Below are 26,495 nucleotides of genomic sequence, written 5' to 3'. Positions count from 1 at the left end.
ATAACAAGAGGTTAGCCGTGCGAAACGTTACGTTGTTCAAAACGCCGGAGCATCGGTTCATTTTGCTAAACGAGAGCGAACCGGGCGAAGAAGAAGGTATCCGTTCCAATCAGTATCTGGTTCTCCATGATGGATATGGAGTCTTGCTCGATCCAGGTGGTTTTGGGGTTATGCCTGGGGCGCTCACCGAATTGCTTCAATATCTTGAGCCTCGGGATTTACGCGCCATCATTTTGTCGCACCAGGATCCCGACATCGTGGGTGGACTTTCTACTTGGTTAGAGCTCACCGCGGCCCCGGTATATGCTCCTCGCATCTGGCTCCGCTTTCTTCCGCACTACGGCATCAGGGATTTGAGCCGCTTCGTTCCAGTACCGGATGAAGGTATGTCATGTGCTTTTTCGCCGGGCTTTGAGTTGAAATTATTGCCGGCACATTTCTTACATTCCGAAGGCCAGCTCAATGTTTATGATCCGATCGCCAAAATCCTATTCACCGGCGATATAGGAGCGGCGATGCTTCCAGAGCATTTGGCATACGAGTTCGTTGATGATTTCGCGAGTCATCTCCCTTATATCGAAGGATTTCACCGCCGCTACATGTGTTCGAACCGAGCTGCCAGGTGCTGGGTAGATACGATTTCAGGCCTGGAAATCGAAATGTTGGCTCCCCAGCATGGGCCGATTTACCGGGGCAACGCTGTAAGGGATTTTATCGGCTGGTTTTCGAATTTGCAGTGCGGGATCGATCTCATGGAAAAAGGAGGACGCTTTCCTAAGGACACGCAATTATGAATTTGATGGCCAAAACCATCCCCGATTCTCTCGACCCTCAGCGTGGAATGCCATCGCAGCTCAATAAGCTGCGCAAACAGGTGATGGAGCAGTTATCCTCGCTGCTCGAAAGTCAAACCCGGACGCAGATGTTCGGCGCCACGATTCGAGCCATGATAGAACGCGTCCACGCTAGCGTCATTGCCGATCTGGAAAGCGATACCCCGAGATCTAAAATCATATTGCAGCACTGCAGTAAATTGGATCGCAGCTTGAATCTGCTGGCGGACGAAAGACAGCGGCAATGGCATCGAAACGGAAAGTACATACAGGAAGTTTTGAGGGAGTTCAGTCAGACCATGGATCTTTTGGCTTCGACGCTGGTGGAGAAAGAATTGTTCGAGCGCCAGAGCCAAGTGTTGGAGCAAATCATTTTTTCCCATGAGCGTGTGACGCATTGGGATGAGTTCGTTCAGGAAATTCTTGTCGGTTTCCGCAATATCTTTCCTTTTGATTTCTTTTTCATCGCCTTTCTCGAAGATCACGGCTTATCGCTGTTTTTCTATTACTTCGGCTCGTATTCCGATCAAATCAAATGTTCGGTCAAGGAGCGACTAATCGGGGAAGCGATCGAAAAGCTCAAGCTGCCTCCGGATGCGGCGGTCGAGATCGAAGAATATCAGGTTGGCGGTGACGCAAATATCATTGATCTAGACGATATCAGAACCCTTGCCGTGATGATGCCTGAATATGCGCCTCAGCTCGCGGGATTGCTCGGGGTGGTTTACTCCTCAGCAACGCCGCCGGATGCGCAGGAACTCAGCATGATCCGTTCTTTGCTGTCGGTAATGGTTATGGTGGTTGGTTCAAGCAAGTCGCTGGGGCACACATTGGATGAGCTGGAATACTATTCCGAGCACGATCCGCTCACCGGACTTTGCAACCGGCGACGGTTTACCGAAATGTTGGATTACGAAATCGAGCGCTCTGCGCGGCACGGGCATGAGTTTTCGATCTTGTTGCTCGATCTGGATAATTTCAAGGACATTAATGATTCGTACGGCCATCCCGCTGGCGACAAAACGCTGGTTCAAATCGGTGAATGCCTGCACGGTTATTTACGCAAGGGCGACATTGCTTTCCGCATTGGCGGGGACGAGTTTGCTGTGATTCTGCCCGAGACGCCGCCATCGGGTGCGCTGAGTGTGGCCGAGTCGCTGCGGGAGCGGCTGCGCGGAATGCGACTCGAGGCACCGGACGGACGCCAGTTCTATATCACCACTTCGATTGGTCTGGTCAGTTATCCGAAGAACGGGAAGGATGCCGTCGACTTGATTGCCGGCGTGGACATGGCCCTCTATCACGCCAAGGGAATGGGCAAGGACGAAGTATCGACGCTTGAATCGGCGGACGAATCGGTAAAGCTGAGCCGTCACAGCCGGATCTATGCAGAAGAGCTTCGGCAAGCCCTGAGCGAACACCGCATCATTCCTTATTATCAACCGATCGTTGATTGCCGAAAGGGGACATTGTTCGCTTACGAAGCGGTTGCGCGCCTCATCAAACCCGGACGAGAAGTCGTGTCGGCCGGGGTATTTATAAAGACAGTTGAAAAATACGGATTGGCTCGGGAATTGGATAGGTCCATTCTGACGGATGCGTTTTCCGCCGCGAGCGCGTTAGTCGAAGCGGACGACCCCTTGCCTCGCTTGTTCATCAATTTATCGGCTCAAGAAATGCGAGAACGTGGAATTCTCGGGTTTGCGGAGGGGCTATGCGATCGCCTCGGTTTTCCGCCGAGTCGTGTCGTCTTCGAAGTCATGGAGAGGGAAGCGATCGGCGACATGGCTCATATGCGTAAGTTTTTGGCCAAGTTGCGGCGTATCGGCTTTTCCTTCGCCCTGGATGATTTCGGGAGCGGTTACAACTCTTTCCATTACCTGCGGGAATTGCACTTCGAATATGTCAAGATCGACGGCGAGTTCGTGCGCAACATCTTGAATTCCCGCATCGACCGGGCGTTGGTGGGCAATCTCAGTCGTCTTTGCCGCGATCTCGGCATTAAAACCATTGCAGAGTTTGTCGAATCCGAAAACACCTTGGCGGTTCTTCAAGACATGGGAATCGATTACGTCCAAGGCTTCCATATCGGAATGCCGCTGCCTGATTTTGTACCGAAGCCTGGCGTATAAAGGTGATAGGTTCCTCCTGATCGCCGCCATTTTTCAGGATTTTCGCGCCTCCTCGATTCGGCTGATCAGGATGCCGTCCGCAAGCCGGGTCTCCATGCTTTCACCCGGCTGGATATCGCGATAAGAGCGCAGAATTTCTCCCGTGTCCTGTTTGTAGGCGACAGCATAACCGCGTGTCAGCGTCGCCAAAGGGCTCACCGCGTGGAGGTGCTCCGCGAGGCCGGAGACATGCTGATCCTGCTTTTCGAGAGCCCGCTGAATCGCGAGACAAAGGCGTTGGTAAATCTGACATCGTCTTTCTTCGAGCATCTGTAGGCGCTGTTGGGGCCGGTGTCTGGACAAAGCAGCGAATTGTGTCCGCAGTCGCACGTCCAGATTGGACAGCGAATTTCTCGTTACTCGCTTGAGTTGGAGGTCCAAAAGATCCAATCGCTGGCTTTGGGTTTGGAGGCGTTTGCTGGGATGTTCTTGCTGCAAGCGTTTGCCGAGAACGCGCAGTGTATTTCGATCGCGTTCGAGCCCCGCTTTCATGCGGAGGCAAAGCTGCTGCTCGATCCGTTCGAATCGGGCCAGCAAGGCGGCGCAATCGGGCGTTACCGCCTCCGCGGCTGCCGACGGTGTCGGCGCGCGCAGATCCGCGACGAAATCGGCAATCGTGGTGTCTATCTCATGCCCGATCCCCGTAGCCACCGGCGTCTTGCATTCGAAAATCGCGCGGGCCACGATTTCTTCGTTGAACGCCCATAAGTCTTCCAGAGATCCGCCGCCGCGGGCCAATATCAGGACATCGCACATCTGTAGCCGATCCGCCGCGGCGAGGGCCTTCACGACTTCGAATTTAGCTTCGGCGCCCTGTACCTTAACCGGGAAAATGATTACGGGGACCGAGGGGTAGCGGCGCCGGAGCACGGTAAGAACATCATGGACGGCTGCCCCCGTCGGCGAAGTAATGACGCCTACGCATTGCGGCAGACTCGGGATCGGCTTTTTGTGCTGGGCATCAAATAGTCCTTCGGCCGCCAAACGCTGCTTTAAAGCCTCAAACGCGCGCAACAGTAGGCCGTCGCCGGTTTCTTCCATGTATTCGACGATCAGTTGGAAATCGCCGCGCGGTTCGTAGAGGCTGACTTGAGCCTTGATCAGCACGTGATCGCCGTTCTCCGGCTTGAAGTCGAGGGATCGGCTCTGTGCACGGAACATGGCGCAGCGTATCTGAGCCTCGGTATCTTTCAGACTGAAATAAATATGCCCGGAAGAGGGGGTCGAGAGATTGGAGATTTCACCCTCGATCCAGATGCTGCCGAAGCAGTCGTTGAGCAGAAAACGGGTTTCCCGGTTCAGTCGCGAGACGGTGTATACGACCTCCGGCCGAGGAGCGGGTTTAGACGACATGGTCATCGTGGTTGAAAGGCGATTCAGAAAATCTACGCGCCACTATTCCGGGCCGCGCTTGAATCGGTGGATCTGGCGCCGCTCCTTCTTGTTCGGCCTGGTTTCCGGTTGGAGGGAAAGCGACCGTTCATCGCGTCGCCTGTCGACTTCAGCCTGCCGGCGCGTGATGCTTTCCGGAGTCTCTTCGTAAAGCAGCACAGCTTCGGCGGCTGGACGACGCTGGGACGATAAAGCTTGAACCGTAACATCCCAAATGTATTGATCCTTGCTGATTCTAAGCTTTGCGCCGACGCCGATTTCCTTTCCGGGCTTCGCCCGTTGTCCGTTTAGATGCACTTTGCCCCCGTTGATGGCATCTATGGCCAGCTGGCGGGTTTTGAAAAACCGGGCTGCCCACAGCCACTTGTCGAGGCGCATTCGCCCTTCAGAGGCCGAGCGATCGTCTCCATTACGACTAGACGCCATAAGCTTCAAGAAGCGGGAGGCGTTTCCACCGCTTGGCCGGATTCCTGCCAAAGTTTAAAGCCGCCCGCGAGGCTGACGGCGTTTACGTAGCCCAGCTTTTTGAGTGCCTCGGTCGCCAGAGCCGAACGGCCGCCGGTCTGGCAGTAGACGAGGATGTCGGCGTCACGCCGATTTTGAAACGTCGGGTGGCTGTCGATCTTGAACTCCAGTACGCCGCGCGGAATGTTTACCGCGCCAGGCAAGGCGCCTAGCGTGAATTCCGCCGGTTCCCGGACATCCAGAACCAGTGCTTTGCCGATTAGGGCTTTAGCTTCTTCGGGATTGACTTCTCTAATGTGTCGCTTCGCTTCGGCGACCAAGTCCATCGGAGTTAAAGGCATCGGAATTCTCCTCTCTTTATCGTGTCTCTTTATGGTACGCCCGCGGTTATTAATTGGGTATAGGCAATCGGTGCCCGCGTATGATAACGGGAGTTCCACATTTAGTTGTTTGTGTGGTAACATGCGTCTATAAACAGCGGGTTACTTTAAGAGTGTGTGATTAGAGTCGCCCCGCTTTGATAAGGTATGCCCCATAGGGGCTTTTTTAGTTTTTAAAGGGAATAACAAAACAAGAATGGGCCATTGCGCCCATTTTTTGTGAGTGAAATTTACGAGGTCGCAATGAAGCCGCAGGAGCGTTTGGCGGGTTTGATTGAGCCGGTCGTTAGCGGCTTGGGATATGAACTGATAGACATAGAGTTCGACGCCCACCGGCGCGTGCTCCGAGTCTACATCGACAGCGAGTCTGGCATCACTCTCGACGATTGCACGAGGGTTAGCTATCAACTGAGTGGCGTACTCGATGTGGAGGACCCGATTCCCGGTCGTTATCAGCTTGAAATTTCGTCGCCAGGTCTTGACCGGCCGCTTTCCAAGTTGGAGCACTTCGTGCGCTTCAAGGGTAGTCTGGCCCGTTTGCAGCTCGCCCGGCCCATCGATGGGCGGCGCAAATTTAAGGCTTACCTGGCAGGCGTGGAAGGCGATTACGTTCTAATTCAAGAGGGTGGCGAAACTTTGCGAATTCCATTTGAATCAATTGAAAAGGCGCGCCTGGCGCCTGAGTTTGGTAGTTAAATCTAAGGACGACGCGATGGCGAATAAAGAAATCTTGTTGGTGGTGGATGTCGTATCCAATGAGAAAGACATCGATAAAGAGGTCATTTTCGGCGCCATAGAGGATGCGCTTCGCACCGCAACAATCAAGCGCCACGACAACAAAATCGACGTGCGCGTCGCGATTGACCGGAAAACCGGGGGCTATGAGACATTCCGTCGTTGGCTGGTCGTTGACTCCAATGCGGACTATGAGGCTGGCGTCGAAAACCCGGATATCGAGATTTCCTTGGACGAGGCACGAAAGATTCGGCCCAATATTCAGGTTGGCGACTATATCGAACAGCCCATCGAATCCATTGAATTCGGACGCATTGCGGCGCAGACCGCCAAGCAGGTTATTGTACAGAAGGTGCGGGATGCGGAACGCCGGAAAGTCGTCGATGCCTACAAGAACCGGGTCGGCGAGCTTGTGACCGGCGTCGTCAAGCGCGTCGAGCGGGGCAATGTCTACCTCGATCTGGGCGGTAACGTCGAAGCCTTTGTTCCCAGGGACGAGATGATACCCCGCGAGGCTGTGCGGTCCGGCGATCGTTTGCGGGGCTATTTGAAAGCTGTACGCCCGGAGTCTCGGGGGCCTCAGTTGTTCGTCAGTCGCACGGCACCCGAACTTTTGATTGCATTATTTAGGCTGGAGGTTCCGGAGGTCAGCGAAGGGGTCATTGAAATCAAGGGGGCTGCTCGAGATCCCGGAGTTCGTGCGAAAGTGGCCGTAAAGAGCAACGATCTACGGCTAGATCCGGTGGGCGCATGCGTGGGTATGCGCGGTTCCCGGGTCCAGGCGGTATCCAATGAGTTAGCCGGTGAGCGTATCGATATTATTTTATGGAACGAGAACGACGCTCAATTCGTGATTAACGCGATGTCGCCGGCTGAGATCGTCTCGATCGTGGTCGACGAGGACAAGCATTCGATGGATATTGCCGTGGCGGATGAAAACCTGTCTCAAGCCATTGGGCGCGGTGGACAAAACGTGCGACTTGCATCGGAGCTGACCGGATGGACGCTCAACGTAATGGGCGCTTCCCAGGCGGAAGCCAAGAATGAGCTGGAGACGGCCAAGCTCATGCAGTCGTTCATGGAACAGCTGGACGTGGACGAGAGCGTCGCCGAGATTCTGGTTAGAGAGGGATTTTCGACGGTTGAAGAGTTGGCTTACGTTCCAGCCAAGGAGCTATTGGAGATCGAGGAGTTCGACGAAGACATCGTCGAGGAGCTACGAAATCGAGCGCGCGACGCGTTGCTGATCAAGGCGATCGCCAACGAGGAAGAATTTGAATCTTCGGAGCCTTCCAAGGAGTTGCTGGAGATGGAGGGAATGGACCGTGAAACGGCCTTTCGTCTTGCCGCGCGAGGTGTGAGGACAATAGAGGACTTGGCCGAACAATCGGTCGACGAATTGCTGGAGGTTGAGGGTATGGACGAAGCTAGGGCTGCGCGTTTGATCATGACGGCCCGCTCACCGTGGTTTGCTGAAGGTTAAGAGGATTTGACAGGGCAGGGGCTGAAAGAATGAGCGATGTGACGGTACGGCAACTTGCCGATGTGGTCGGCATTCCGGTAGATCGACTGCTTACGCAGTTGGGCGATGCGGGTTTGGAAAAAAGCGACGCGGACGATGTTCTCAGCGATACTGAAAAGCTTCGATTTCTGAGTTATTTGCGGCAGAGCCACGGCAGAAGCGAGGGGGAAATGGCAGAGCCGAAGCGGGTAACGCTGCAGCGGCGCACCGTTAGCGAGCTTAAGCAGGGCAAGATTCCCGGCAAGGGCGTGAAGACCATCAGCGTAGAAGTCCGCAAGAAGCGGACCTATGTCAAGCGAAGCGAGCTTCCCGAGCTGAGCGAACGTCGCACTGAGGTAGAAAAGGCGCGGCAGGCACTCGAGGACCAGCAGAGAGAACTTGAAGCCCAGGAAGCTTTGCGCGCTCAGCAGGAAGAAGTCCGGCGTAAGGCCTTGGAAGAAGAAGAGAGAAGGAAGCGCGAAGAAGCGGAGAGAGCCGCCGAGCAACAGCGTTTGCTCGAAGAGGCTAGACGAGCGGAAGAAGAGATGCAGCGGGAGGAGGCTCGACGTCTGGTCGAAGAACAGCAGCGTACCGAAAAAGCGGTGAGTGTGGAAGAGCGTGAGCCGCCCGCACCCGCGGCAGAAATACCTGCGCCTAAAAAACCGGTCGTTCCGCCAGTGTCGGCCGAGCGGGAAGAGGTGGAGCTCCCACGTCATTTAGAGTCAGAAGCCAAACGTGCTAAAAAGAAGCCGGGCGTTGAACGTCCTAAAGGCCGAAGCGAAGGTGCTCGTGAGCCCTTTGGTCTCGATGACGCAAGAAAAGATAAAAAGAAAAAGCTTAAAGTCACCAAAGGCCCTGTTGCATTTCCGGAAGCCCGGCACGGATTTGAGAAGCCAACCGCCCCGGTGGTGCGTGAGGTCGCCATTCCCGCATCCATTACGGCATCGGATTTGGCCCAGCGGATGTCCATTAAGGCGACCGAAGTCATCAAAACGTTGATGGGAATGGGAGTGATGGCCACCATCAACCAAGTACTCGATCAAGATACCGCCACTTTGGTGGTCGAAGAGTTGGGCCATAAGGCCATACCGCAGGTCGAAAACGCTCTGGAGGCCGAGATTATGGCTACCATGTCGGTGGCTGAGGAGATTGAGCAGTTGCCGAGAGCTCCGGTGGTAACCATCATGGGACACGTCGACCACGGCAAGACTTCATTGCTCGACTATATTCGCAAGAGCCGCGTCGCGGCCAGCGAGGCGGGTGGCATTACCCAGCACATCGGCGCTTATCAGGTCAAGACGGATCACGGCGCGGTGACTTTCTTGGATACGCCTGGCCATGCCGCGTTTACGGCGATGCGTGCACGCGGTGCCAAGGTCACGGATATCGTGGTGCTGGTGGTCGCTGCCGACGACGGCGTGATGCCGCAAACTCGCGAAGCCGTGGAGCACTCCCGCGCCGCCAATGTTCCCCTGGTCGTGGCAGTCAACAAGATCGATAAACCGGAAGCCGATCCGGATCGAGTAAAACAAGAACTAACCGGGCTCAATGTGGTCCCGGAAGAATGGGGTGGGGACACCCAATTCGTGAGTGTTTCCGCCAAGACCGGTCAGGGTATCGACGCATTGCTCGACGCCATTCTCGTGCAGGCTGAGGTTCTTGAGCTCAGAACGCCTTTCGAGATACCCGCAAGCGGCGTGGTATTGGAATCGAAGCTCGAGAAAGGGCGAGGGCCAGTGGCAGACATTCTCGTGCAGCGTGGACAGTTGAAGAAGGGCGATTTTATCCTGTGCGGCATGGAATTCGGGCGTGTCAGGGCCATGTTCAACGAAAATGGCAAGCCGGTGAAAGAGGCCGGACCGTCGATGCCCGTCGAGGTGCTGGGGCTGTCGGGCGCGCCGAACGCCGGCGATGAATTCATCGTCGTTGCCGACGAGCGTAAGGCGCGTGAGATCGCCTTGCATCGTGAAGAAAAACTGCGTGTCAGTAAATTGGCGGCGCAGCAGGCGACCAAGCTCGAGGATGTCTTCTCGCGCATGGAAAGCGGCGAAAGCGTGGATCTGAACCTGATCATCAAGGCCGACGTGCAAGGCAGTCTTGAAGCGCTGAGAGCGTCGGTGACGGACCTTTCGACTGATAAGGTCAAAGTGAAAGTCATTGCCGGTGGTGTCGGCGGCATCAACGAATCCGACGCCAATCTTGCTTTGGCGTCCAACGCGATCATCATCGGATTCAACGTCCGTGCCGATGCGGGTGCGCGCAAGATCATTGAGGAGCGGGGCATCGATTTACACTATTACAGTGTGATTTACGATGTGATCGACGAAATCAAGAAGTCCATCAGCGGGATGCTGGAACCCGAGTTCAAGGAGCAGATCGTCGGCGTTGCCGAGGTTAGGGACGTGTTCCGTCATCCGAAATTCGGTGCTATCGCCGGCTGCATGGTGCTGGACGGCCACGTAAAACGGAATCTGCCGATCCGCGTGTTACGAGACAACGTGGTGGTCTTCGAAGGGCAGTTGGATTCTCTGCGCCGCTTCAAAGAGGACGTCGGCGAGGTCAAAGCGGGCATGGAGTGCGGTATGGGCATAAAGAACTACAACGACGTCAAGGTCGGCGACCAGATCGAAGTGTTCGAAAAAGTGCAAGTGCAACGCTAGACGATTCAGTATCGAGACGGTCTAAGTTCATATGCCGAGAGAGTTTAAACGGAGCGACCGGGTTGCCTCGCAGCTCCAAAGGGAATTGGCGGATCTTATTCGGACGCAGGTAAAAGAACCTCGCCTTGGAATGGTTACCGTGAGCGATGCCGTAGTAAGCCGTGATCTTGCTGTAGCCAAAGTTTTCGTGACTTTCTTGGGAGCCAAGGAGCCGGCCGAAAAATGTGTGGCGCTCTTATCGACGATGATCCCGATGCTGCGTCGCGAACTGGGAAAGCGCCTTCGCATCCGTAATATGCCCGAGATCCATTTCGTCTACGACGATTCGATCGAGCGCGGCATGCATATGGATGCACTCCTGGATCGGCTGCATGAAGAGCCGAAAAGCGGCGAATAGGTGGTAGCGATGAGTCGCCGCAACGATTTGCGGTCCATTAACGGCATTGTGCTGTTGGACAAAGCTTCCGGTATGACGTCAAACGCGGCGCTGCAAAAGGTCAAGCGGATTTTGAAAGCGCAAAAGGCCGGTCATACCGGAAGCCTCGATCCGCTCGCCAGCGGTTTGCTCCCGATTTGTTTGGGCGAAGCGACGAAATTGTCGGGGTTTCTCCTGAATACGGACAAACGTTATCGGGTGAAGGTTCGCCTTGGGATAGCGACACTTACCGGAGATTCCGAGGGCGAGATTGTCGAGACGAAGGCCGTGGAGCCACTGAGCGAGGACGTGGTTGAGCAGGTTCTGGCTGGATTCCGCGGCGAGATCCTTCAGGTTCCGCCGATGTACTCTGCGCTCAAGCATCAAGGGCGACGCCTTTACGATTTGGCCCGCCAAGGCATCGAGGTGGAACGGGAACCCCGTCGAGTGGTCATTCATGAATTGAAGCTGCTGGGGTTCGATTCGTCGAGTCTGCAATTGGACGTCGCGTGTTCGAAAGGCACATATATCCGGACCCTTGCCGAGGACGTCGGCAAAGCGTTGGGTTGCGGCGGCCATGTCGAGATGTTGAGACGTACGGGGGTAGGAGACTTATCGATTGCCGACTCTCACACGCTGGAAAGTATGGAAACACTCGATGAAAGCGAATTGCTGGGACTGGTTCTCCCGATGGATCGCATCGTATCCGCCTTGCCGGCGGTTCAATTGAGTGACGAACTCGGTTTTTATGTGCGAAAGGGCCAAGCCGTTTTAGTTCCTAAAGCGCCGAAGCATGGATGGGTTAGATTGTATGCAAAACAATCTGTTTTCATGGGAGTGGGCGAGATTCTTGACGACGGACGGGTGACACCGCGGCGTTTGGTCAAGGCGGTTCAGAGCGATGTTCAGGAGCTATCTTAATAGGGTGGCTCTTAGATCATAAATTACTCTGAGTTCGTTGGCGTTTCGATTGAAACGCATCTAGAGCTACAGTTACAATTGTGAGTTTATTAACTTAAACAAGTTTGTTCAGGAGAAAAAAATGGCCTTTGAAACAGCAGACAAGAGCGCTGTGATGCAAGAATATCAGCGAGCGGCGAACGACACCGGCTCGCCGGAAGTTCAGGTGGCCTTGCTTACCGCCCGGATTAACCACCTTACTCCGCATTTCGTTAAGAACAAGAAAGATCACCATTCGCGGCGCGGCTTGTTGCGTTTGGTCAATCGACGTCGCAAATTGTTGGATTACTTAAAGAGCAAGGACTCCGACCGTTATCGGACTTTGATTGAACGATTGGGTCTACGTAAATAGTTGTTCACCCGGTAAAGGTATTATTGTGAATCCGATTCGGAAACAGTTTAAGTACGGCGAATATCTCGTTACCTTCGAGACCGGCGAAATTGCGCGCCAGACGGATGCCGCCGTTATGGTGGATATGGCCGGAACCGTGGTTTTGGTCACTGCCGTTGGCGAGAAAGAGGCGTCGCCCGAGACCGATTTCTTCCCCCTGACCGTCAACTATCAGGAGAAAGCCTACGCGGCGGGTCGCATCCCCGGCGGCTTTTTCAAGCGCGAGGGACGGCCGAGTGAGAAAGAAACCCTCACCGCGCGCTTGATCGACCGGCCCATTCGTCCGCTTTTCCCGGAAGGATTCACCAACGAGGTTCAGGTCGTTGCCACGGTTCTCTCCCTGAATCCCGAAGTCGATCCGGATATTCCCTCGATGCTGGGGGCATCCGCGGCTCTGGTGCTTTCGGGCATGCCTTTCCAAGGACCGATCGGCGCAGCGCGCGTCGGCTATATCGATGGCCAATTCGTGCTCAATCCTTCCGGTTCGGTTCTTGAAGATTCAAAGCTGGACTTGGTCGTTGCCGGTACGGAAAAGGCGGTTCTGATGGTCGAGTCCGAAGCCGATATGCTTCCGGAAGAAGTCATGCTCGGAGCCGTGTTGTTCGGCCACGAGCATATGCAGACGGCTATCAAGGCGATCCATGAACTGGCCGAGACCGTGGGTGTCACGCCATGGAACTGGGAGCCACCCGCTGCCAACGCGGCCTTATACCAGGCCGTTAAGGATTTGTCGGCAGCGCAGATTGCCGAAGCTTATCAGACAGCCGATAAGCAGACTCGTCAGCAGAAACTCAGAGAAATTCGCAAAGCAACGATCGATGCTTTGACGGCGGGCGGGAATTATGCCGAGAACGCCGTTCGAGGCATGCTGGAAAAATTGGAATCGGATGTGGTCCGGTGGCGGATTCTGAACGAATCCAAACGCATAGACGGACGGGATTTGAAGACCGTACGGCCGATTACGATACGTACAGGCGTACTGCCGCGTACTCACGGTTCCGCACTGTTCACCCGCGGCGAGACTCAGGCCCTGGTGGTTGCCACCTTGGGTACGGGACGCGATGCTCAATTGATCGATGCAATAGAAGGCGAATATAAAGAATCCTTCATGTTGCACTACAATTTCCCGCCTTTCTGCGTGGGAGAGATCGGCCCGATAGGCGCGCCGAAACGGCGTGAAATCGGACACGGCAGGCTGGCGAAGCGCGGCGTGCAGGCCATCATGCCCGCTCCGGAAAGCTTCCCCTACGTGATTCGAGTCGTTTCTGAAATTACCGAATCCAACGGCTCCAGTTCGATGGCGTCGGTGTGCGGAACCAGCTTGGCACTGATGGATGCCGGGGTTCCGACCAAGGCTCCCGTTGCCGGGATCGCCATGGGCTTGATCAAAGAAGGCGATCATTTTGCGGTGCTCTCGGACATCATGGGCGACGAGGATCACCTCGGCGATATGGATTTTAAGGTCGCCGGCTCCAGCGACGGCGTGACCGCATTGCAAATGGACATCAAGATCGACGGCATCACGCCGGAAATCATGCGGCAGGCGCTCGAGCAGGCCAAAGAAGGGCGTTTGCATATTTTGGCGAAAATGGCGGAGGCTTTGCCGGCTCCCCGGAAGGAGATGTCGGATTTTGCGCCGCGCATCATGAGTTTCACCATCGATCCGAGCAAGATTCGCGATGTCATCGGCAAAGGCGGCGCGACGATTCGTGCGATCACCGAAGAGACGGGAGCCAGCATCGATATTAGCGACGACGGTGTCGTTAAAGTGGCTTCGGTCGACAAGGAAGCCGGAATGGAGGCGCGTCGCCGTATCGAAGCGATCACGGCCGAAGTCGAGGTTGGGAAAGTTTACGAAGGCCGTGTCGCCCGGCTGATGGATTTCGGCGCATTCGTTACGATTCTCCCTGGTAAGGACGGGCTGGTCCATATTTCGCAGATTTCGGACGAACACGTGGAGAAAGTCAGCGATAAGCTGGCCGAGGGCGACATCGTCAAAGTTAAGGTTCTTGAGATCGACCGTCAGGGAAGGGTTCGTCTCAGCATGAAAGCCGTCGACTAAATAAGTCGATACTTCCGACGTGGCGGGGTTCCGGCTCCGCTGATGGCTTTTCCGGAGTTTTGAAATCTTATCCGACCGGCGTCTTGTACGGTCGGCCCACCTCCTCCCGAACGAGTTTGGGAAGCAGATAACCAGGCAATGCTTCCCTCATGACTTGGTAAATCGCTAACGCATCTTCCGTCGACAGGTCGAAATGGCTGGTCCCTTGCGCCTTGTCCAGTACGTGCAGGTAATACGGCAGCACGCCGTTCTCGAAAAGTGTTTCACTCAGTCGAACAAGGGTTTCGGCATCGTCGTTCACGCCTTTTAACAATACGGTCTGGTTAAGGAGTGTAATTCCGGCCTTTTGGAGTGCGTTTAACGCATCGTTGACGTCGTGATCGAACTCGTTCGCGTGATTGGCGTGAATGACGACCACGCTTTTTAAACGAGCCTCCGTCAGCGCGGCGATAAGTTCGGTTGTGATGCGGTTCGGTAGAACTACCGGGAGGCGCGTGTGAATTCGAAGTCGCCTGATGTGCTGTATCTCCCCGATTTTTTGGATTAACTGGGCCAAGCGTTCGTCGCTCAGCACCAAAGGATCCCCGCCGCTGAGAATCACTTCGTTGATACTTAGGTCGCTCCGAATGGCGTCAACGGCATCCTGTTCCTGCCGTTTGCCGATCATGTTCGCGTCGTACGGAAAATTTCGCCTGAAGCAATAACGGCAGTGGATGGCGCACGCACCGGTGGTGATCAGCAACATTCGTCCATGGTATTTGTGCAGCACTCCCGGGGCGGTCACGGCTTTTAAGTCTCCCACCGGATCGTTTGCAAAGTTCGGATGGTCGATCAGTTCCTGCGCATCGGGCAACACTTGAAGCAAAAGCGGGTCGCGAGGATTGCGTTTGCTCATGCGCCGAGCGTAGCTTTGCGTAACGCGAAACGAAAAACGGTCCGTCGCCTCCAGGAATTCCGCTTGATGGATCTCATCCAACTCCAAGAAAGCGAAGAGGTCGGCGGGTTTGGTAAATGAGTCGGCCAGCTCGGCCTGCCAGGGCGTTTTCATAGAGACGTCGGGTTTCTTAGGACAAAGCCGTACATTATAATGCGCGGTATTTTTTGAGTTAACTGAAGCGAACGAGGAGAGAATGGCGACATTCAGCACCAATGAATTCAAGGGCGGTTTAAAAGTGATGCTCGACGGCGATCCGTGTTCGATCATCGAGAACGAATTCGTCAAGCCGGGTAAGGGGCAGGCATTTAACCGCGTAAAGCTCCGCAACCTCAAGACCGGCCGTGTCATCGAGCGCACGTTCAAATCCGGAGAAACATTGGAAGGTGCGGACGTCGTCGATACGGAAATGCAATATTTGTACAACGATGGCGAGCAGTGGCACTTCATGGTTCCGGAGAGTTTCGAACAGTATGCCGCTGACAGCGATGTGGTGGGCGATGCCAAGAAATGGCTCAAAGAGCAGGACGTATGCATCGTCACCCTGTACAACAATGCTCCCATTTCGGTCACGCCGCCCAACTTCGTGGAGCTGACGATTGTTGAAACCGATCCCGGCGTGCGTGGCGATACCTCCGGTGGCGGCGGCAAGCCGGCAACCCTGGACACCGGAGCGGTCGTCAGGGTCCCTCTGTTCGTGCAGACCGGCGAGGTGATCAAAGTCGATACCCGCACGGGCGAGTACGTATCTCGGGTCAAATAGCATCCCTTCATGCTCGACGGCGGACGCGGCATGTCCGCCGTATCCGCCGACCTCAAGCGACGTTTCTTCCGACGATGGCGGACTGGCGCCCCAGTTGTTCCCTGACTGCTCTTAAGAAGCGGGCAGCTTTGCTTGCGACAATTCGGCAGTTTTTTTCGGCTAGAAACGTCTTGGAAGTCGAGACGCCACTGCTGTGCCGCGCCGGCGTTACCGATCCGAATCTCAATCCTTTCACGACCGTTCTCCGTCAGCCCGGCAGTAGTGAGGGCGAACAACTTTATCTGCAAACCTCTCCGGAATTTGCAATGAAGCGCCTGCTGGCGGCGGGCAGCGGTTCGATCTACCAGATCTGCAAGGCTTTTCGGAACGAAGAGTCGGGGCGCCATCACAATCCCGAATTTACGCTTTTGGAATGGTACAGGGTGGGATTCGATTTAGCCGAATTGATCGACGAGATCGATGCGTTGCTGGCAGAAATCTGCCGTGATCACCTGATTTTGGCAGCGTCCGAGCGATTTAGTTATCGCGAACTTTTTCGTGAGCATGTAGGCGTCGATCCGTTATCGGCCTCGTTCGAGGAACTCTCCGAACGCTCAAGAGTTCGGGATCTTCCCGAGGCTGAGGCGCTTTGCGGCAGAGATCGCTCGCTTTGGCTCGATTTGCTCTTCAGTCATCTGGTCCAGCCCCATCTCGGGCGAGGGCGGATCACTTTCGTTTACGATTTCCCCGCTTTTCTTCCTTCCCTTGCGCGAAAAAAGCCGGACGACCCGCTTGTGGTCGAAAGGGTGGAGATATTTCTCGAAGGATTGGAGTTGGGCAACGGGTTTCACGAATTGGCCGATGCTGTCGAGCAGGAAGAGCGCTTTGATCGGGATCTCGCCATCCGGGAAGAAAACGGTTTGCCCTTGCCGGCTAAAGACGAGCGCTTGCTGGCGGCGCTGAGGAGTGGACTGCCGGATTGCTCGGGTATAGCTCTTGGATTGGATCGCCTGCTGATGATCAGGATGCGAGCGGAATCTATCGGGGATGTCTTGGCGTTTCCGACGGCGCAAGCTTAACCCGGAAAGGCGCCGAATGGCAGAATCTACAGAGACGGTGAATGCGTCAAGGCTTGTTCCTTCTCGTACGCGCTCTGGCAGGCAATACAGCGCTCGGTCGTAGGGTTCGCCTCCAGCCGCGCTAACGCGATCGGTTGCTCGCAATCGACGCAAATGCCGAATTCGCGGCTGCCGATACGGATGAGAGTGGATTCTATCTCGCGAATTTCCTGAATATGCCGATCTATCGTTTGCAGTTCCATATCGATGACCAGATTGGCGACCGAAGCTTCTTCCGAGTCGTGAACCTCGCCGGCGACATCGGTAAAGTGGTGACGACCCGACTGAATGACTTCTTCACGAACGCCTCGGGTCAGTTCTGCAAGACGCGTTTCGAGTCTATTGCGGAATGCTTCGAGCTGTTTATCGGTAAGGTGCTGCGGCATAACGTTATCCTCTCGTCAGTGGAACAAGGTGGCCGTTATAACGGAATTAAGGATTGTCCGGGTCGCAAGAGCCGGTTCTGATCCAAACTCCGTAATCGCAGCGCAGAAGCGTATCGCCGCTACAAACATACGTGCCGTGTGCATATCGTTTGTCGTTGAAGTGACAAACCGGTTCGCCGGGCACTTGCTGCTTTAATACCAGATAATCGTCATCGAATTCCTCCAGAATCGGCGACGTCCTCAGCTCCGGGTCGGGAGCGCCCACTTGGGGTTTGGCGATGCGTTCGGCCACAACGGCTCCTTTGTACAACGTCTTCGATTTGGACGACGAGTGATTATCGGCCGAAAGATCCGATCAAAAAATACGTGCTATTCCCACCGTTCGACCATCTTGACCCGCGGTGTGACGCCGCAGAGCAGGGCATAGGGAATAGTCGAGGCGTATTGAGCGATTTCCTCGACGGGCAGGCCTTTGCCCCATAGAGTGACTTCATCCCCAACCCGAGCGTCGGGGCAATCCGTGAGATCGAGGCTGATCATATCCATGGAAACGCGTCCGATCAGGCTTGCCCGCCGACCGCGAACCAGCACCGGCGTGCCTGACTGCGCGTGGCGAGGATAACCGTCGCCATAGCCGATCGAAACGATTCCGAGGCGAGTCGGGCGCGGGCAAATCCAATCACCGCCATAACCCACGGCATCGCCGGCTTTCAGATTCTTTATCGCGATGAGCCGGCTCCGGAAGGTCATCACCGGTCTGAGGCCTTCGTCCGGACCGGTACGACCAGGAAACGGCGACACACCGTAAAGCGCAATTCCGGGGCGGACCCATTCGACACGTGCGGTATCCCAGGCCAGAAGTCCTGCCGAATTGGCGATGCTGCATTCGGTTTGAACGTTATGGAGCGCGCTTTTGAAGCAATCCAGCTGTATTGCCGTAATCGTGTCCTGAAAAACGTCGGCATTGGCCAAGTGAGTCATCACGGGAATAGGTTGGCGCACAGCGGAACACCGTTGAAGCCTCGAATAACAGGATGAGAATTCGTCCGGCAGCAAGCCGAGCCGGTGCATTCCTGTATCCAGTTTCAACCAAACCGATACCGACTCCATCGAGGAAACTTGCTCCAGAAGTTCCACCTGAAACGGGGAATGGATGACGGGCTCCAATCCGTGGCGACTATGGAGCTCCAGTTCTTCGCTATCGACGAAGCCTTGAAGCACGGCGATACGCTGCCTTATGCCCGCGTCGCGAAGGGCGATGCCTTCGCCGAGGCGGGCTACGGCGAAGGCATCGGCATCGCTCAATACCTTGGCGATCCGAATCAGCCCGTGGCCGTAGGCGTTGGCCTTGATCACCGCCATGATTTTCGCTTTCGGCGCAAACGCTCGAATGCGCGTGAGATTATGCGTGACTGCCGTCAAATCGAGCTCGGCATAAGCAGACAGCATCATTCTTAAAAGTCCTCGCCCGCGTACGGATCCGAGATAAAGTTTTCGAAGCGCGTGTATTGGCCGAGGAAGGTAAGGCGCACGGTTCCGATCGGGCCGTTACGCTGTTTCGCGATGATGATTTCGGCGGTGCCCTTGTCGGAGGAATCGGGGTGATAGACCTCGTCGCGGTAGATGAACACGATCAGGTCCGCGTCCTGCTCGATCGAGCCCGATTCGCGCAGGTCGGATGGAACCGGCCGTTTATTGGGGCGCTGTTCGAGATTGCGGTTGAGCTGCGAAAGGGCGATCACCGGAACGTTCAGCTCCTTGGCCAATGCCTTGAGCGAGCGGGAAATTTCCGAGATCTCCGCCACACGGTTTTCGCCGCCGGAGCACTGCATGAGCTGAAGATAGTCGAGCACCACCAGTCCGAGTTGACCGTGCTCGCGTGCCAGGCGGCGGCAACGGGCGCGGACTTCGGTGGGTGTCAGGGCAGGGGTGTCGTCGATGAACAGCTTGGTTTCCGCCAGGATATTGATGGCGGAAGTCATGCGCGGCCATTCGTCGTCCTCCAGCTTTCCGGTGCGCACCCGGTGCTGGTCGATGCGGCCCAGAGACGACATCATGCGCATGGCCAGTTGTTCGCCCGGCATTTCCATGCTGAATACAGCCACCGGAACCTGCTCCTTGATGGCCACGTTTTCGGCAATGTTCATGGCGAAGGTTGTCTTTCCCATGGATGGGCGGCCGGCGATGATGATGAGATCGGAGGCTTGCATGCCAGAAGTCATTTCGTCGAAATCGGCGAAACCGGTGCTCGCGCCGGTGATGTGGCCTTCCTTGTGGAAGAGCATCTCGATTCGGTCTATGGCGGCCGATAAGAGCGACTTGATCGGCTTGAAGCCGACTCCGCCGCGCCGCCGCTGATCGGCGATCTGAAAAACCTTTTGCTCGGCTGTTTCGAGCAACAGGGCCAAATCGCGATTTTCCGGCTGGAAGGCTGAATCGGCGATTTCGGTACCTGCATGGATCAGCTGCCGCAATACCGACTTTTCACGCACGATATCGGCATAGGACGAGATATTGGCGGCGCTGGGCGTCTCCTTGGCCATCATCGCGAGATAGGCGAGTCCGCCCGCTTCTTCCAGCGAACCGGTTTTTTCCAGGACTTCCGACAGGGTGACGACGTCGAACGGCGTCTGTTTTTCCGCAAGCTGCTTGATCGCGCGGAATATCAGTTTGTGATCCTTGCGGTAGAAATCCTCTTCTCCCACCCGGTCGGCCACGACGTCCCAGGTTTGGTTGTCGAGCATGAGACCGCCGAGTACGGATTGCTCGGCGTGGATGGAATAAGGGGGAACGCGAAGCGCGTCCACCATTCTGTCCGTTAAACGGGCGTGATCAGACATGTTCAGGTATTGCGTATGGCTTGAATGATTCGGGTGGTCGAATAATCGCCTAGAAAATCCAGAATCCTGACTTCTCCTCCGTTGGCCAGAACATGATCGTGGCCGGCTATTTCGGTGATGTCTTTGTAGTCGCCGCCTTTTACGAGAATATCGGGCAGCAGGCGTCCGATGACGTCGCGCGGCGTATCTTCTTCGAACGGCACGACCCAGTCGACGCATTCGAGAGCCGCCAGCATGGTCATGCGATGTTCGAGCGGATTGACCGGGCGGCCGCTGCCCTTGAGGCGTCTTACCGAGGCGTCGCTGTTGACCAGCACGATAAGCCGGTCACCCAGAGCTCGGGCTTGCTGGAGGTATTGGATATGGCCGGGATGCAGGATGTCGAAGCATCCGTTGGTGACGACGATCTTCTCTCCTTTGCGTCGCGCCGTGCCGAGCAAAGGCAAAAGTTTGTCGAGCTCGATCGCGCCGCGATGATGGGCGCGCTGACCGTGCAGGGCGTCATCCAATTCTTCGAGAGTCACGCTTGCCGTCCCTAGCTTGCCCACGACGATTCCGGCGGCGAGATTTGCGAGACCCGTGGCATCCTCCAGCGATGCGCCCGCCGCCAGAGCTGCGGCGAGAGTCGAAATGACGGTATCGCCGGCTCCGGTTACATCGTAGACCTCTTTGGCGTGGGCTGGCAAATGCCGGGGGGACTCGCCGCGTCGCAGCAAAGTCATCCCGTGTTCGCCGCGTGTAATCAAGAGGGCCTTTAGCTCGAGCTTTTCCAGCAGGCCAAGGCCCTTCTCCGCCAGGTCATGATCATCCCGGCAAGGTCCGGCCACGGCCTCAAATTCACTGCGATTGGGAGTGATGAGGGTGGCGCCGCGGTATCGATCGAAATCGGTGCCCTTTGGGTCCACTAAAACCATCTTGCCCGCTTCTCCGGCGAGTTGAATCAGTTCCTGAACTGAATTGAGGGTTCCCTTGCCGTAGTCGGAGAGTACCACGACATCGGCCTCGTTCAACTTCCCGGCGAAATTCGCGAGGAGATGGGCCGACGGGACGTCATGAAAGCGGTCCTCGAAGTCCAGCCGGATGAGCTGTTGATGGCGGCTCAGCACTCTGAGCTTGGTGATGGTCGGCCGTCCCGGAATTTGCTCCACAACACAGTCGATACCGGCGGATTGCAGGAGAGCGATAAGATTCTGTCCGGCTTCGTCGCGCCCACAATAGCCGATGAGGCTGGTTTGCGCCCCAAATGTCGCAATATTGAGGGCGACGTTGCCCGCACCACCCAATCGTTCCTCGACGCCATTTACCAGTACGACCGGAACCGGAGCCTCCGGCGAAATGCGGGAAGTGCCGCCGTGCCAGTAGCGATCGAGCATTAAGTCGCCGACGACCAGGATGCGGGCCGAGTCGAAATTAGGAAGCTGCATGGATTCAAGGAAGCGAAAAACGGGGCGATAGGATACCACCACCGGGTAGCTTTGATCTTCGGAAAAGCGCGCCTTAGGACGATTATCTCGTTCGGCGGGAGGCGAATAGCGATTCGATGCCCTGCGCCCATCGGACTAGTGTTTCGTCGTTTCCCCACGATCCAGCGATTTGTATTCCGACCGGTAAACCGCGGATGACGCCGGTCGGAATACTGAGGAGAGGAACGCCTGCTTGAGTCCAGGGCAACTGCATCACCGAGTCGCCGGTGCTGTTCAGCCCATGAGGGGCCGGTCCGGTCGCGGAAGGGGAAATCCAAGCATCGATGCCATGTTGTTGCATCAGCGCTGCGAGGTGTGCTCCCTGACGTAGTCGGACCGCTCTGGCGATCTCAAGGTCCGATGCCGAAGCCTTGAGGCCGCGCTCGATGAGCTCTGCGGTTTCCGGACGGTAAAGCGGTTTGTACTTTCGGTACCAATTTTCGTGTACCTGCGCAGCTTCGGCAGCAACGAGCAGATGATGCGAACGATAGAGTTCCTCGAAATCGGGAAATGCCGATACTTCGATGAGAACATACCCGTTGGCTCTAAGCGTCTCGCAGGTCTCTTGAAAACCGAGTCTAGCGTCCGGCGTGACATGATCGAGGTAAGGGCCGTCCGGAATTCCAAACCTCGGACGACCATGGGTTAGGGATGATTTCCAGTCCGGAACCAGCGCCTGTGCAGCCAATTCGATTCCATCGACATCGGAAGCGAACCAGCCGACATGGTCCACGCTCGGCGCCAGGGGAATTACGCCGTCCACGGGAACTCTTCCGTAGCTGGGCTTGAATCCGCAGACGCCGCAGAAAGCGGCGGGCCGATTGATAGATCCGATGGTCTGCGTGCCTAGCGCCAATAGGCAGAGGCCGGCGGCTACGGCCGCCGCGGAGCCGCTGCTCGATCCACCCGGCGTGTGCTCGGGATTGCAGGGATTGCGTGTCGGACCGGGGGCAATATAGGCGAATTCAGCGGTGACGGTCTTTCCGATAATGAGAGCGCCGGCATCTTTCAGGCGCGTCACGGTGCTGGCTTCCGCACCGCTAAGTTCTTCGGGCGGCAAGCGACTGCCTGCGCGCGTTTCAAATCCGTCGATGTGAAAGATATCCTTGATGCCTATCGGCGTGCCGAACAAAGACGGCCGATTCTCGGGCTTCGGATAACGGTGCAGCAAATCGTCGGCCTCCCGATAGAGCCGTGTCCAGCGATGCTCCTCGGGCACGAAAGCCAGGACGTTCGGCTCGATTTCGGCAAAGCGGTTTTCGAGCTCATGGAGGTACGCCAGTAAAGGCCATTCACCGCTTCGAAGCCTGTTTGCAACTATGGTCGATTTCATGGCGTTGTTCATTTAGCCGGCAAACATGGACCAGCCATAGGCCAGTGCGAGTCCGAGATAGACCAGAAAGCTCAATCCCAGGAGCCAGCGTCCGGTATCCGGCGGTCTGGCCCATATCGGCAGCTGCGGCGCAAGGCGGCGAAAATTGAGCAGATACAAAGCCACGGGGAACATGACGGTTCCCGCAAAACCGATGACGGCGCTGGTCAGGATCAACGTGCCCGGCGTATCGAGCAGCATGGTCAACGACGTGATCAGCGTCAGTAGCGTCAGAAAGATGTAATACCAGGTACGTAGAGCGATTCGCCGGCTTTTCGGAAAGAGTACATGGACGATGTCGGCCTGCATCCGGCTGACGGCATCCGCCGTCGCCAGCCAAGTATCGGTCAGAAAGGCCGCGGCTACCGCGAGGAACAACAGCCGCCCGATTTCGCCCCAGCCGACCTCGAAAAAGCGGCTTTGCACCACCGCAAGTTCATACTCCTGAGGCAACAGGCCTTTGGGAAACAGGAGTGCATATGCCAGAAGACAGGTCATGAGCGTCGTCAACAGATTGCCGACGATCCCGATCAGTACGTCGGCACGAAGGAACTGCTGCCATTTCCGCCAGCGGTCCTCGTTTTCAGGCAACGCATCCGGGAGAAAACCGTCGCTGGTGATGACCTCGGGCTTGCCGGCGATGGGCCCCGTGATTTTGCCCATGTGCACCGCCATCCCGACGCCTTTGTCACGCAGCCAGTACGAATAGAACAAAATCCAAAAGCCGCCCAATCCGGCGAACGCGATGGCGGTGAGCAGCTTGGTGGCGTCCTGCGGTTCCCAAGGGCGGGGCAGCGGAGCCGTAGGGCCCAATAGACCCCGAAGGAAGTCCGGTACCGCCGCGATGACCTCGGTCTGGAGACAAGCCCAGAGCAGGCCGGCCACGGTGGTGACGGCGACCATTTTCATGAATCGCTCGACCAAGACGTATACGACTTTGCTGAACACGATGGCGGCCAAGAACACGCCGATCGAGCAATATCCCCAAAACAGCGATTGGCTACGGGCGTCCCAGCCTTCGGGGAGATGGGTCAAGGCCGCCAACGCCGTACCGCCCGCCGAAGCGAAGGCTCCGAACCAGAGGAACGAGACCGACATCAATATCCACAGAAGAATGCCGAAAACGCGGTTGAGCCGGATGAACCCGTGAAAAATGCTCTCGCCGGTCAATAGCGTGTAGCGGCCGATTTCGACGTTGATCGGGTACTGGAGCAAGCAGGCCGGAATCAAGAGGAATAGGAATGTCAAACCGTATTTCGCGATCAGATAGGGCCACCAGATCAGTTCGCCGCTGCCTTGTGCCAATGCCATCCATACGATTCCGGGGCCTAGCGCGGTCCACCAGCCGGGAAAGGCGGGTAAAGGTTTTCGGGCGAGATCGGACAGCGCGGAGATCGGGCGATTCATAGTGTTATTGTTATCAGTGATCCGAATGGGGGTTTGAAAAGCCGATTAGCTTAGCGTTTTAGCGGCCACCCGCAAAATATCGAGAAGATCGAAAACGCGGGCGACATAGTGATCCCGGACTCGATAATTCCGATGCTCTTTTCCGCGAAGTTCGTCGCCTATTGCGTCGATAAACTGATTGAGACGCCGTTCGTGTATGCCCGTTTTGGCCAGCAGGGGATCGACGACGACCCAGGATAACGCCGCAATCGCACTGACGGCGGCCATCGTCGTGCCAGTGGCGGCGATAATCAGTCCGGTCGACGCGGACGCAGGAAAGAGGCCGTAATACCAGGCTCCGATCGTGGGACCCAGCAAGAAATTGGCGATGGCCGTGTGCTGGGCGATGGCGGAGGCTGCGGCCATGCCGGTCGAGAACGCACCGGGTAGGGCTTTGTTAAAAGCGGCGTAGCTGGTGGCGAGCGAAACCAGGCTGCCGGCGAGTTCGGTGACGGCGATGCGGGTTTTGCCGTATTCAGCCAGATTGCTTTCCAGCTTCCGGCGAAATTCGGGGTGATCCGCCTTGCTTCGGATTTGTCCAAGAAATTGCTCGCACAGCTCGGAAATCTCGGGATTGCACAGAATGGTTTCCATAAGGGCATCCCGGCGGGATGTCCGTTTCCCCTGAACATACGGCAGTTCCAGCAGTTCGGTATAGATCAGCCACTGCAATTCCGCTTGTAAGGCGGTCGGTATGCCGGTCGGCATCTTGTCGAGAATCCGGCTTATCCTGTGACCCCCGGTTTTTCGAAACAGAGCCGCCGTGCCATGAATGATGAAGCTGGGCAAACCCCATAGCATGTTCAGCGGATGTTTGTAGAAGTCCTTGCCGAAGGTTTTTTTGTGGAGCGCCAAGGCGCCCGTGAAAGAGAAATATTGCTCGACGAATTCGGGAACTTTAGCTTTTCGTGCGACCAAATAGGTTTCAATCCCTTGTGTTACGGCGCGTTCGATGGTCCGAAGTGTGTCGGTTTCCATAGGCATCAGTCATCGTTGGGAATCGGTGCAACCTAGTGAACTCTGCCGCCGGAAGCCATGTGTACGTAGTGTCGGCAGTCGGGCTGAATCCTTAAATTGTCTGGCAACCGGCGCCGTTCGTGCTCATAATAAATGTCTTTTTTGCTTTGGTTAGAGACAACCATTCGTTAGGTTTGATTATGAAAAAATTGATGATTGCGTTTTTGGCCGTTTTTTTGCTGGCCGGTTGCACGAGCAAGGAGAAAACCACTCTAAAAGAGGCGCTCGTCGCTAAATTCAAAGACGATTCCGATTTGAAAGATTATAAGCTCGATCCCGAGACTATCGCGGATTGCGTAGTTGGGGAAATCAGTAACGGATTGCCGGGTTTCGCGGGTGATCCTCGCCGTGAACAATTTTTTCAAGCATATACGCATTTCGCGAATGCAAAATCACCGGCTGATGCGGAGAAAGCCGTTAAGGATTACGAGCAATTATTTGGTTCGGTTAAAGAAGCCCGGCATGCTGCGTTGAGCATTACCGACCATGTCATGACTTGTATGGGCAAGGCGGTGGCTGTAGCTGGAGGGGATCAGGACGAGGGCAATTAAGCGGCATCCTCCTGACTACACAGTTAAGACGGAACAATCTCGGGGATGGCACCATAGAGCACCTGACATCCGAAAAGATTGTTTCTTAGGGGAAATACCGCTGAAATCGAACTCCGCCCGCGCGTGAATGCACAAAGACTTACGTCATAAAGACCGCGATTCGGATTGTAAAAACAGGCGGCGCGCGGGCGGCTACCTTAAGGAACAGTCTACGTATCCGAGATACCGGTAAGGAACGAATTCAGCCACCCCATATCGGATGGTGGTTATCGGGGACAGCCTTCTAGTTTAAAAATTGCATAGCCTTGGGTTTCGATGTCTTTCTGCATTTCCGCCGGCGCATGCGGTTCGCTATGGCAATAGGCACAACTTTCGGAGTTCACGACGGCATCTTCCTCACCGACGGACCTTAGCCAGTCGCGGGCACATTGCAGGGCTTTTGTTGGATCGTTTTCCGGAAGTATCACATCGAAGTGCATGATTTTTCCGCTTGCGCTACGCGCGTAGGTATCAAAAACATGGATTTGGCTCATATCTTTCTCTCGTCGATGTTGAGGATGGATAAAGGAGTCGTTTGCGCACGGGAGACTGTGGCGATAACGTGGTGCCGCGCGATATCCAACGAGGGAATGCGTGCGCTCGTCGATTTTGAGCTCGGCAA

At 55.9% G+C, this 26,495-nt stretch carries 25 protein-coding genes; 12 read left to right on the top strand and 13 right to left on the bottom strand.

The window, feature by feature from the left end; translation table 11 throughout:
• Nucleotides 1-17 precede the first annotated feature (17 nt).
• Nucleotides 18-794, top strand: coding sequence for an MBL fold metallo-hydrolase (locus ACR2R1_RS06640; RefSeq protein ID WP_077730427.1), 777 nt, complete (start codon nt 18-20; stop codon nt 792-794).
• A complete protein-coding gene (locus tag ACR2R1_RS06635) occupies nt 791-2,965 on the top strand; it encodes a putative bifunctional diguanylate cyclase/phosphodiesterase (RefSeq protein WP_434113228.1) in 2,175 nt (724 codons plus the stop codon). The genes ACR2R1_RS06640 and ACR2R1_RS06635 overlap by 4 nt, the downstream gene beginning before the upstream one ends.
• A 33-nt stretch (nt 2,966-2,998) precedes the next feature.
• On the opposite strand, the gene xseA is transcribed toward ACR2R1_RS06635, so the two are convergent.
• The 3 genes from xseA to ACR2R1_RS06620 are packed head-to-tail and all read right to left on the bottom strand — an operon-like array spanning nt 2,999 to nt 5,202.
• Entirely contained in the window at nt 2,999-4,363 is a 1,365-nt protein-coding gene (gene xseA / locus ACR2R1_RS06630; protein WP_434113226.1) for an exodeoxyribonuclease VII large subunit, read from the bottom strand.
• A 36-nt stretch (nt 4,364-4,399) separates the two neighbouring features.
• Nucleotides 4,400-4,774, bottom strand: coding sequence for an RNA-binding S4 domain-containing protein (locus ACR2R1_RS06625; protein ID WP_434113224.1), 375 nt, complete (start codon nt 4,772-4,774; stop codon nt 4,400-4,402).
• 53 nt (nt 4,775-4,827) lie between these two features.
• Nucleotides 4,828-5,202 (bottom strand): rhodanese-like domain-containing protein, encoded by a 375-nt coding sequence (locus tag ACR2R1_RS06620; protein WP_077730430.1) that lies wholly within the window; start codon nt 5,200-5,202, stop codon nt 4,828-4,830.
• A 282-nt stretch (nt 5,203-5,484) separates the two neighbouring features.
• Here ACR2R1_RS06620 and rimP point away from each other — a divergent pair, with 282 nt between their 5' ends.
• From rimP to pnp, 7 genes are all read left to right on the top strand, one after another.
• The gene (gene rimP, locus ACR2R1_RS06615; protein WP_077730431.1) at nt 5,485-5,937 is read left to right on the top strand and encodes a ribosome maturation factor RimP; all 453 of its coding nucleotides are present in this window, start codon (nt 5,485-5,487) and stop codon (nt 5,935-5,937) included.
• A 16-nt stretch (nt 5,938-5,953) separates the two neighbouring features.
• The gene (nusA, locus tag ACR2R1_RS06610; protein WP_077730432.1) at nt 5,954-7,459 is read left to right on the top strand and encodes a transcription termination factor NusA; all 1,506 of its coding nucleotides are present in this window, start codon (nt 5,954-5,956) and stop codon (nt 7,457-7,459) included.
• Between the two features lie 29 nt (nt 7,460-7,488).
• Complete coding sequence (infB, locus tag ACR2R1_RS06605; RefSeq protein ID WP_434113222.1) at nt 7,489-10,137, top strand: translation initiation factor IF-2; 2,649 nt, start codon at nt 7,489-7,491, stop codon at nt 10,135-10,137.
• A 31-nt stretch (nt 10,138-10,168) separates the two neighbouring features.
• Nucleotides 10,169-10,534 (top strand): 30S ribosome-binding factor RbfA, encoded by a 366-nt coding sequence (rbfA, locus tag ACR2R1_RS06600; protein WP_077730434.1) that lies wholly within the window; start codon nt 10,169-10,171, stop codon nt 10,532-10,534.
• Nucleotides 10,535-10,543: 9 nt separating this feature from the next.
• Entirely contained in the window at nt 10,544-11,473 is a 930-nt protein-coding gene (gene truB / locus ACR2R1_RS06595; RefSeq protein WP_434113219.1) for a tRNA pseudouridine(55) synthase TruB, read from the top strand.
• 121 nt (nt 11,474-11,594) lie between these two features.
• A complete protein-coding gene (gene rpsO / locus ACR2R1_RS06590; RefSeq protein ID WP_077730436.1) occupies nt 11,595-11,864 on the top strand; it encodes a 30S ribosomal protein S15 in 270 nt (89 codons plus the stop codon).
• Between the two features lie 25 nt (nt 11,865-11,889).
• Nucleotides 11,890-13,965, top strand: coding sequence for a polyribonucleotide nucleotidyltransferase (gene pnp / locus ACR2R1_RS06585; RefSeq protein WP_086134390.1), 2,076 nt, complete (start codon nt 11,890-11,892; stop codon nt 13,963-13,965).
• Between the two features lie 67 nt (nt 13,966-14,032).
• On the opposite strand, the gene epmB is transcribed toward pnp, so the two are convergent.
• Nucleotides 14,033-15,112: an EF-P beta-lysylation protein EpmB gene (epmB, locus tag ACR2R1_RS06580; protein WP_434113217.1), complete on the bottom strand. Its 1,080-nt coding sequence runs from the start codon at nt 15,110-15,112 to the stop codon at nt 14,033-14,035.
• Between epmB and efp the strand changes: the two genes are divergently transcribed.
• The gene (gene efp / locus ACR2R1_RS06575; protein ID WP_077730439.1) at nt 15,096-15,662 is read left to right on the top strand and encodes an elongation factor P; all 567 of its coding nucleotides are present in this window, start codon (nt 15,096-15,098) and stop codon (nt 15,660-15,662) included. The genes epmB and efp overlap by 17 nt on opposite strands.
• Nucleotides 15,663-15,736: 74 nt before the next feature.
• Complete coding sequence (gene epmA, locus ACR2R1_RS06570; protein WP_434113215.1) at nt 15,737-16,720, top strand: EF-P lysine aminoacylase EpmA; 984 nt, start codon at nt 15,737-15,739, stop codon at nt 16,718-16,720.
• 26 nt (nt 16,721-16,746) lie between these two features.
• Here the strand turns inward: epmA and ACR2R1_RS06565 are convergent, their stop codons facing one another.
• From ACR2R1_RS06565 to ACR2R1_RS06530, 8 genes are all read right to left on the bottom strand, one after another.
• Complete coding sequence (locus ACR2R1_RS06565; protein ID WP_077730441.1) at nt 16,747-17,145, bottom strand: TraR/DksA family transcriptional regulator; 399 nt, start codon at nt 17,143-17,145, stop codon at nt 16,747-16,749.
• A gap of 46 nt (nt 17,146-17,191) precedes the next feature.
• Entirely contained in the window at nt 17,192-17,437 is a 246-nt protein-coding gene (locus tag ACR2R1_RS06560) for a DUF1496 domain-containing protein (RefSeq protein ID WP_077730518.1), read from the bottom strand.
• Between the two features lie 77 nt (nt 17,438-17,514).
• Entirely contained in the window at nt 17,515-18,597 is a 1,083-nt protein-coding gene (alr, locus tag ACR2R1_RS06555; RefSeq protein ID WP_077730442.1) for an alanine racemase, read from the bottom strand.
• Nucleotides 18,598-18,599: 2 nt separating this feature from the next.
• Entirely contained in the window at nt 18,600-19,985 is a 1,386-nt protein-coding gene (dnaB, locus tag ACR2R1_RS06550; RefSeq protein WP_077730443.1) for a replicative DNA helicase, read from the bottom strand.
• Between the two features lie 2 nt (nt 19,986-19,987).
• Nucleotides 19,988-21,409, bottom strand: a complete 1,422-nt coding sequence (hldE, locus tag ACR2R1_RS06545; protein WP_434113213.1) for a bifunctional D-glycero-beta-D-manno-heptose-7-phosphate kinase/D-glycero-beta-D-manno-heptose 1-phosphate adenylyltransferase HldE — start codon at nt 21,407-21,409, stop codon at nt 19,988-19,990.
• Nucleotides 21,410-21,491: 82 nt separating this feature from the next.
• Nucleotides 21,492-22,781, bottom strand: a complete 1,290-nt coding sequence (locus ACR2R1_RS06540; RefSeq protein WP_347257308.1) for an amidase — start codon at nt 22,779-22,781, stop codon at nt 21,492-21,494.
• Between the two features lie 12 nt (nt 22,782-22,793).
• A complete protein-coding gene (locus ACR2R1_RS06535) occupies nt 22,794-24,227 on the bottom strand; it encodes an Nramp family divalent metal transporter (protein WP_434113211.1) in 1,434 nt (477 codons plus the stop codon).
• Nucleotides 24,228-24,272: 45 nt separating this feature from the next.
• Complete coding sequence (locus tag ACR2R1_RS06530; protein WP_240502521.1) at nt 24,273-25,244, bottom strand: DUF6635 family protein; 972 nt, start codon at nt 25,242-25,244, stop codon at nt 24,273-24,275.
• Nucleotides 25,245-25,423: 179 nt separating this feature from the next.
• Here ACR2R1_RS06530 and ACR2R1_RS06525 point away from each other — a divergent pair, with 179 nt between their 5' ends.
• Nucleotides 25,424-25,834: a hypothetical protein gene (locus tag ACR2R1_RS06525; RefSeq protein ID WP_077730446.1), complete on the top strand. Its 411-nt coding sequence runs from the start codon at nt 25,424-25,426 to the stop codon at nt 25,832-25,834.
• A gap of 266 nt (nt 25,835-26,100) precedes the next feature.
• Here ACR2R1_RS06525 and ACR2R1_RS06520 read toward each other — a convergent pair whose 3' ends face one another.
• Nucleotides 26,101-26,367: a DUF2024 family protein gene (locus tag ACR2R1_RS06520; RefSeq protein WP_077730447.1), complete on the bottom strand. Its 267-nt coding sequence runs from the start codon at nt 26,365-26,367 to the stop codon at nt 26,101-26,103.
• Nucleotides 26,368-26,495 lie beyond the last annotated feature (128 nt).

The sequence above is a fragment of the Methylocaldum sp. GT1TLB genome, from assembly GCF_051027445.1.
Classification (GTDB): domain Bacteria; phylum Pseudomonadota; class Gammaproteobacteria; order Methylococcales; family Methylococcaceae; genus Methylocaldum.
Note: the sequence above shows the minus strand (reverse complement) of the source record. Positions and strands in the feature narration are given on the sequence as shown.

Coding starts and splice junctions, on each gene's coding strand:
- hldE (WP_434113213.1), bottom strand. CDS start 21,409: ATGCAGCTTCCTAATTTCGACTCGGCCCGCATCCTGGTCGTCGGCGAC.
- ACR2R1_RS06635 (WP_434113228.1), top strand. CDS start 791: ATGAATTTGATGGCCAAAACCATCCCCGATTCTCTCGACCCTCAGCGT.
- ACR2R1_RS06565 (WP_077730441.1), bottom strand. CDS start 17,145: ATGCCGCAGCACCTTACCGATAAACAGCTCGAAGCATTCCGCAATAGA.
- rbfA (WP_077730434.1), top strand. CDS start 10,169: ATGCCGAGAGAGTTTAAACGGAGCGACCGGGTTGCCTCGCAGCTCCAA.
- ACR2R1_RS06530 (WP_240502521.1), bottom strand. CDS start 25,244: ATGGAAACCGACACACTTCGGACCATCGAACGCGCCGTAACACAAGGG.
- ACR2R1_RS06620 (WP_077730430.1), bottom strand. CDS start 5,202: ATGCCTTTAACTCCGATGGACTTGGTCGCCGAAGCGAAGCGACACATT.
- ACR2R1_RS06540 (WP_347257308.1), bottom strand. CDS start 22,781: ATGAAATCGACCATAGTTGCAAACAGGCTTCGAAGCGGTGAATGGCCT.
- ACR2R1_RS06625 (WP_434113224.1), bottom strand. CDS start 4,774: ATGCGCCTCGACAAGTGGCTGTGGGCAGCCCGGTTTTTCAAAACCCGC.
- infB (WP_434113222.1), top strand. CDS start 7,489: ATGAGCGATGTGACGGTACGGCAACTTGCCGATGTGGTCGGCATTCCG.
- epmA (WP_434113215.1), top strand. CDS start 15,737: ATGGCGGACTGGCGCCCCAGTTGTTCCCTGACTGCTCTTAAGAAGCGG.
- ACR2R1_RS06525 (WP_077730446.1), top strand. CDS start 25,424: ATGAAAAAATTGATGATTGCGTTTTTGGCCGTTTTTTTGCTGGCCGGT.
- rimP (WP_077730431.1), top strand. CDS start 5,485: ATGAAGCCGCAGGAGCGTTTGGCGGGTTTGATTGAGCCGGTCGTTAGC.
- efp (WP_077730439.1), top strand. CDS start 15,096: ATGGCGACATTCAGCACCAATGAATTCAAGGGCGGTTTAAAAGTGATG.
- rpsO (WP_077730436.1), top strand. CDS start 11,595: ATGGCCTTTGAAACAGCAGACAAGAGCGCTGTGATGCAAGAATATCAG.
- dnaB (WP_077730443.1), bottom strand. CDS start 19,985: ATGTCTGATCACGCCCGTTTAACGGACAGAATGGTGGACGCGCTTCGC.
- ACR2R1_RS06535 (WP_434113211.1), bottom strand. CDS start 24,227: ATGAATCGCCCGATCTCCGCGCTGTCCGATCTCGCCCGAAAACCTTTA.
- xseA (WP_434113226.1), bottom strand. CDS start 4,363: ATGACCATGTCGTCTAAACCCGCTCCTCGGCCGGAGGTCGTATACACC.
- alr (WP_077730442.1), bottom strand. CDS start 18,597: ATGATGCTGTCTGCTTATGCCGAGCTCGATTTGACGGCAGTCACGCAT.
- ACR2R1_RS06520 (WP_077730447.1), bottom strand. CDS start 26,367: ATGAGCCAAATCCATGTTTTTGATACCTACGCGCGTAGCGCAAGCGGA.
- nusA (WP_077730432.1), top strand. CDS start 5,954: ATGGCGAATAAAGAAATCTTGTTGGTGGTGGATGTCGTATCCAATGAG.
- truB (WP_434113219.1), top strand. CDS start 10,544: ATGAGTCGCCGCAACGATTTGCGGTCCATTAACGGCATTGTGCTGTTG.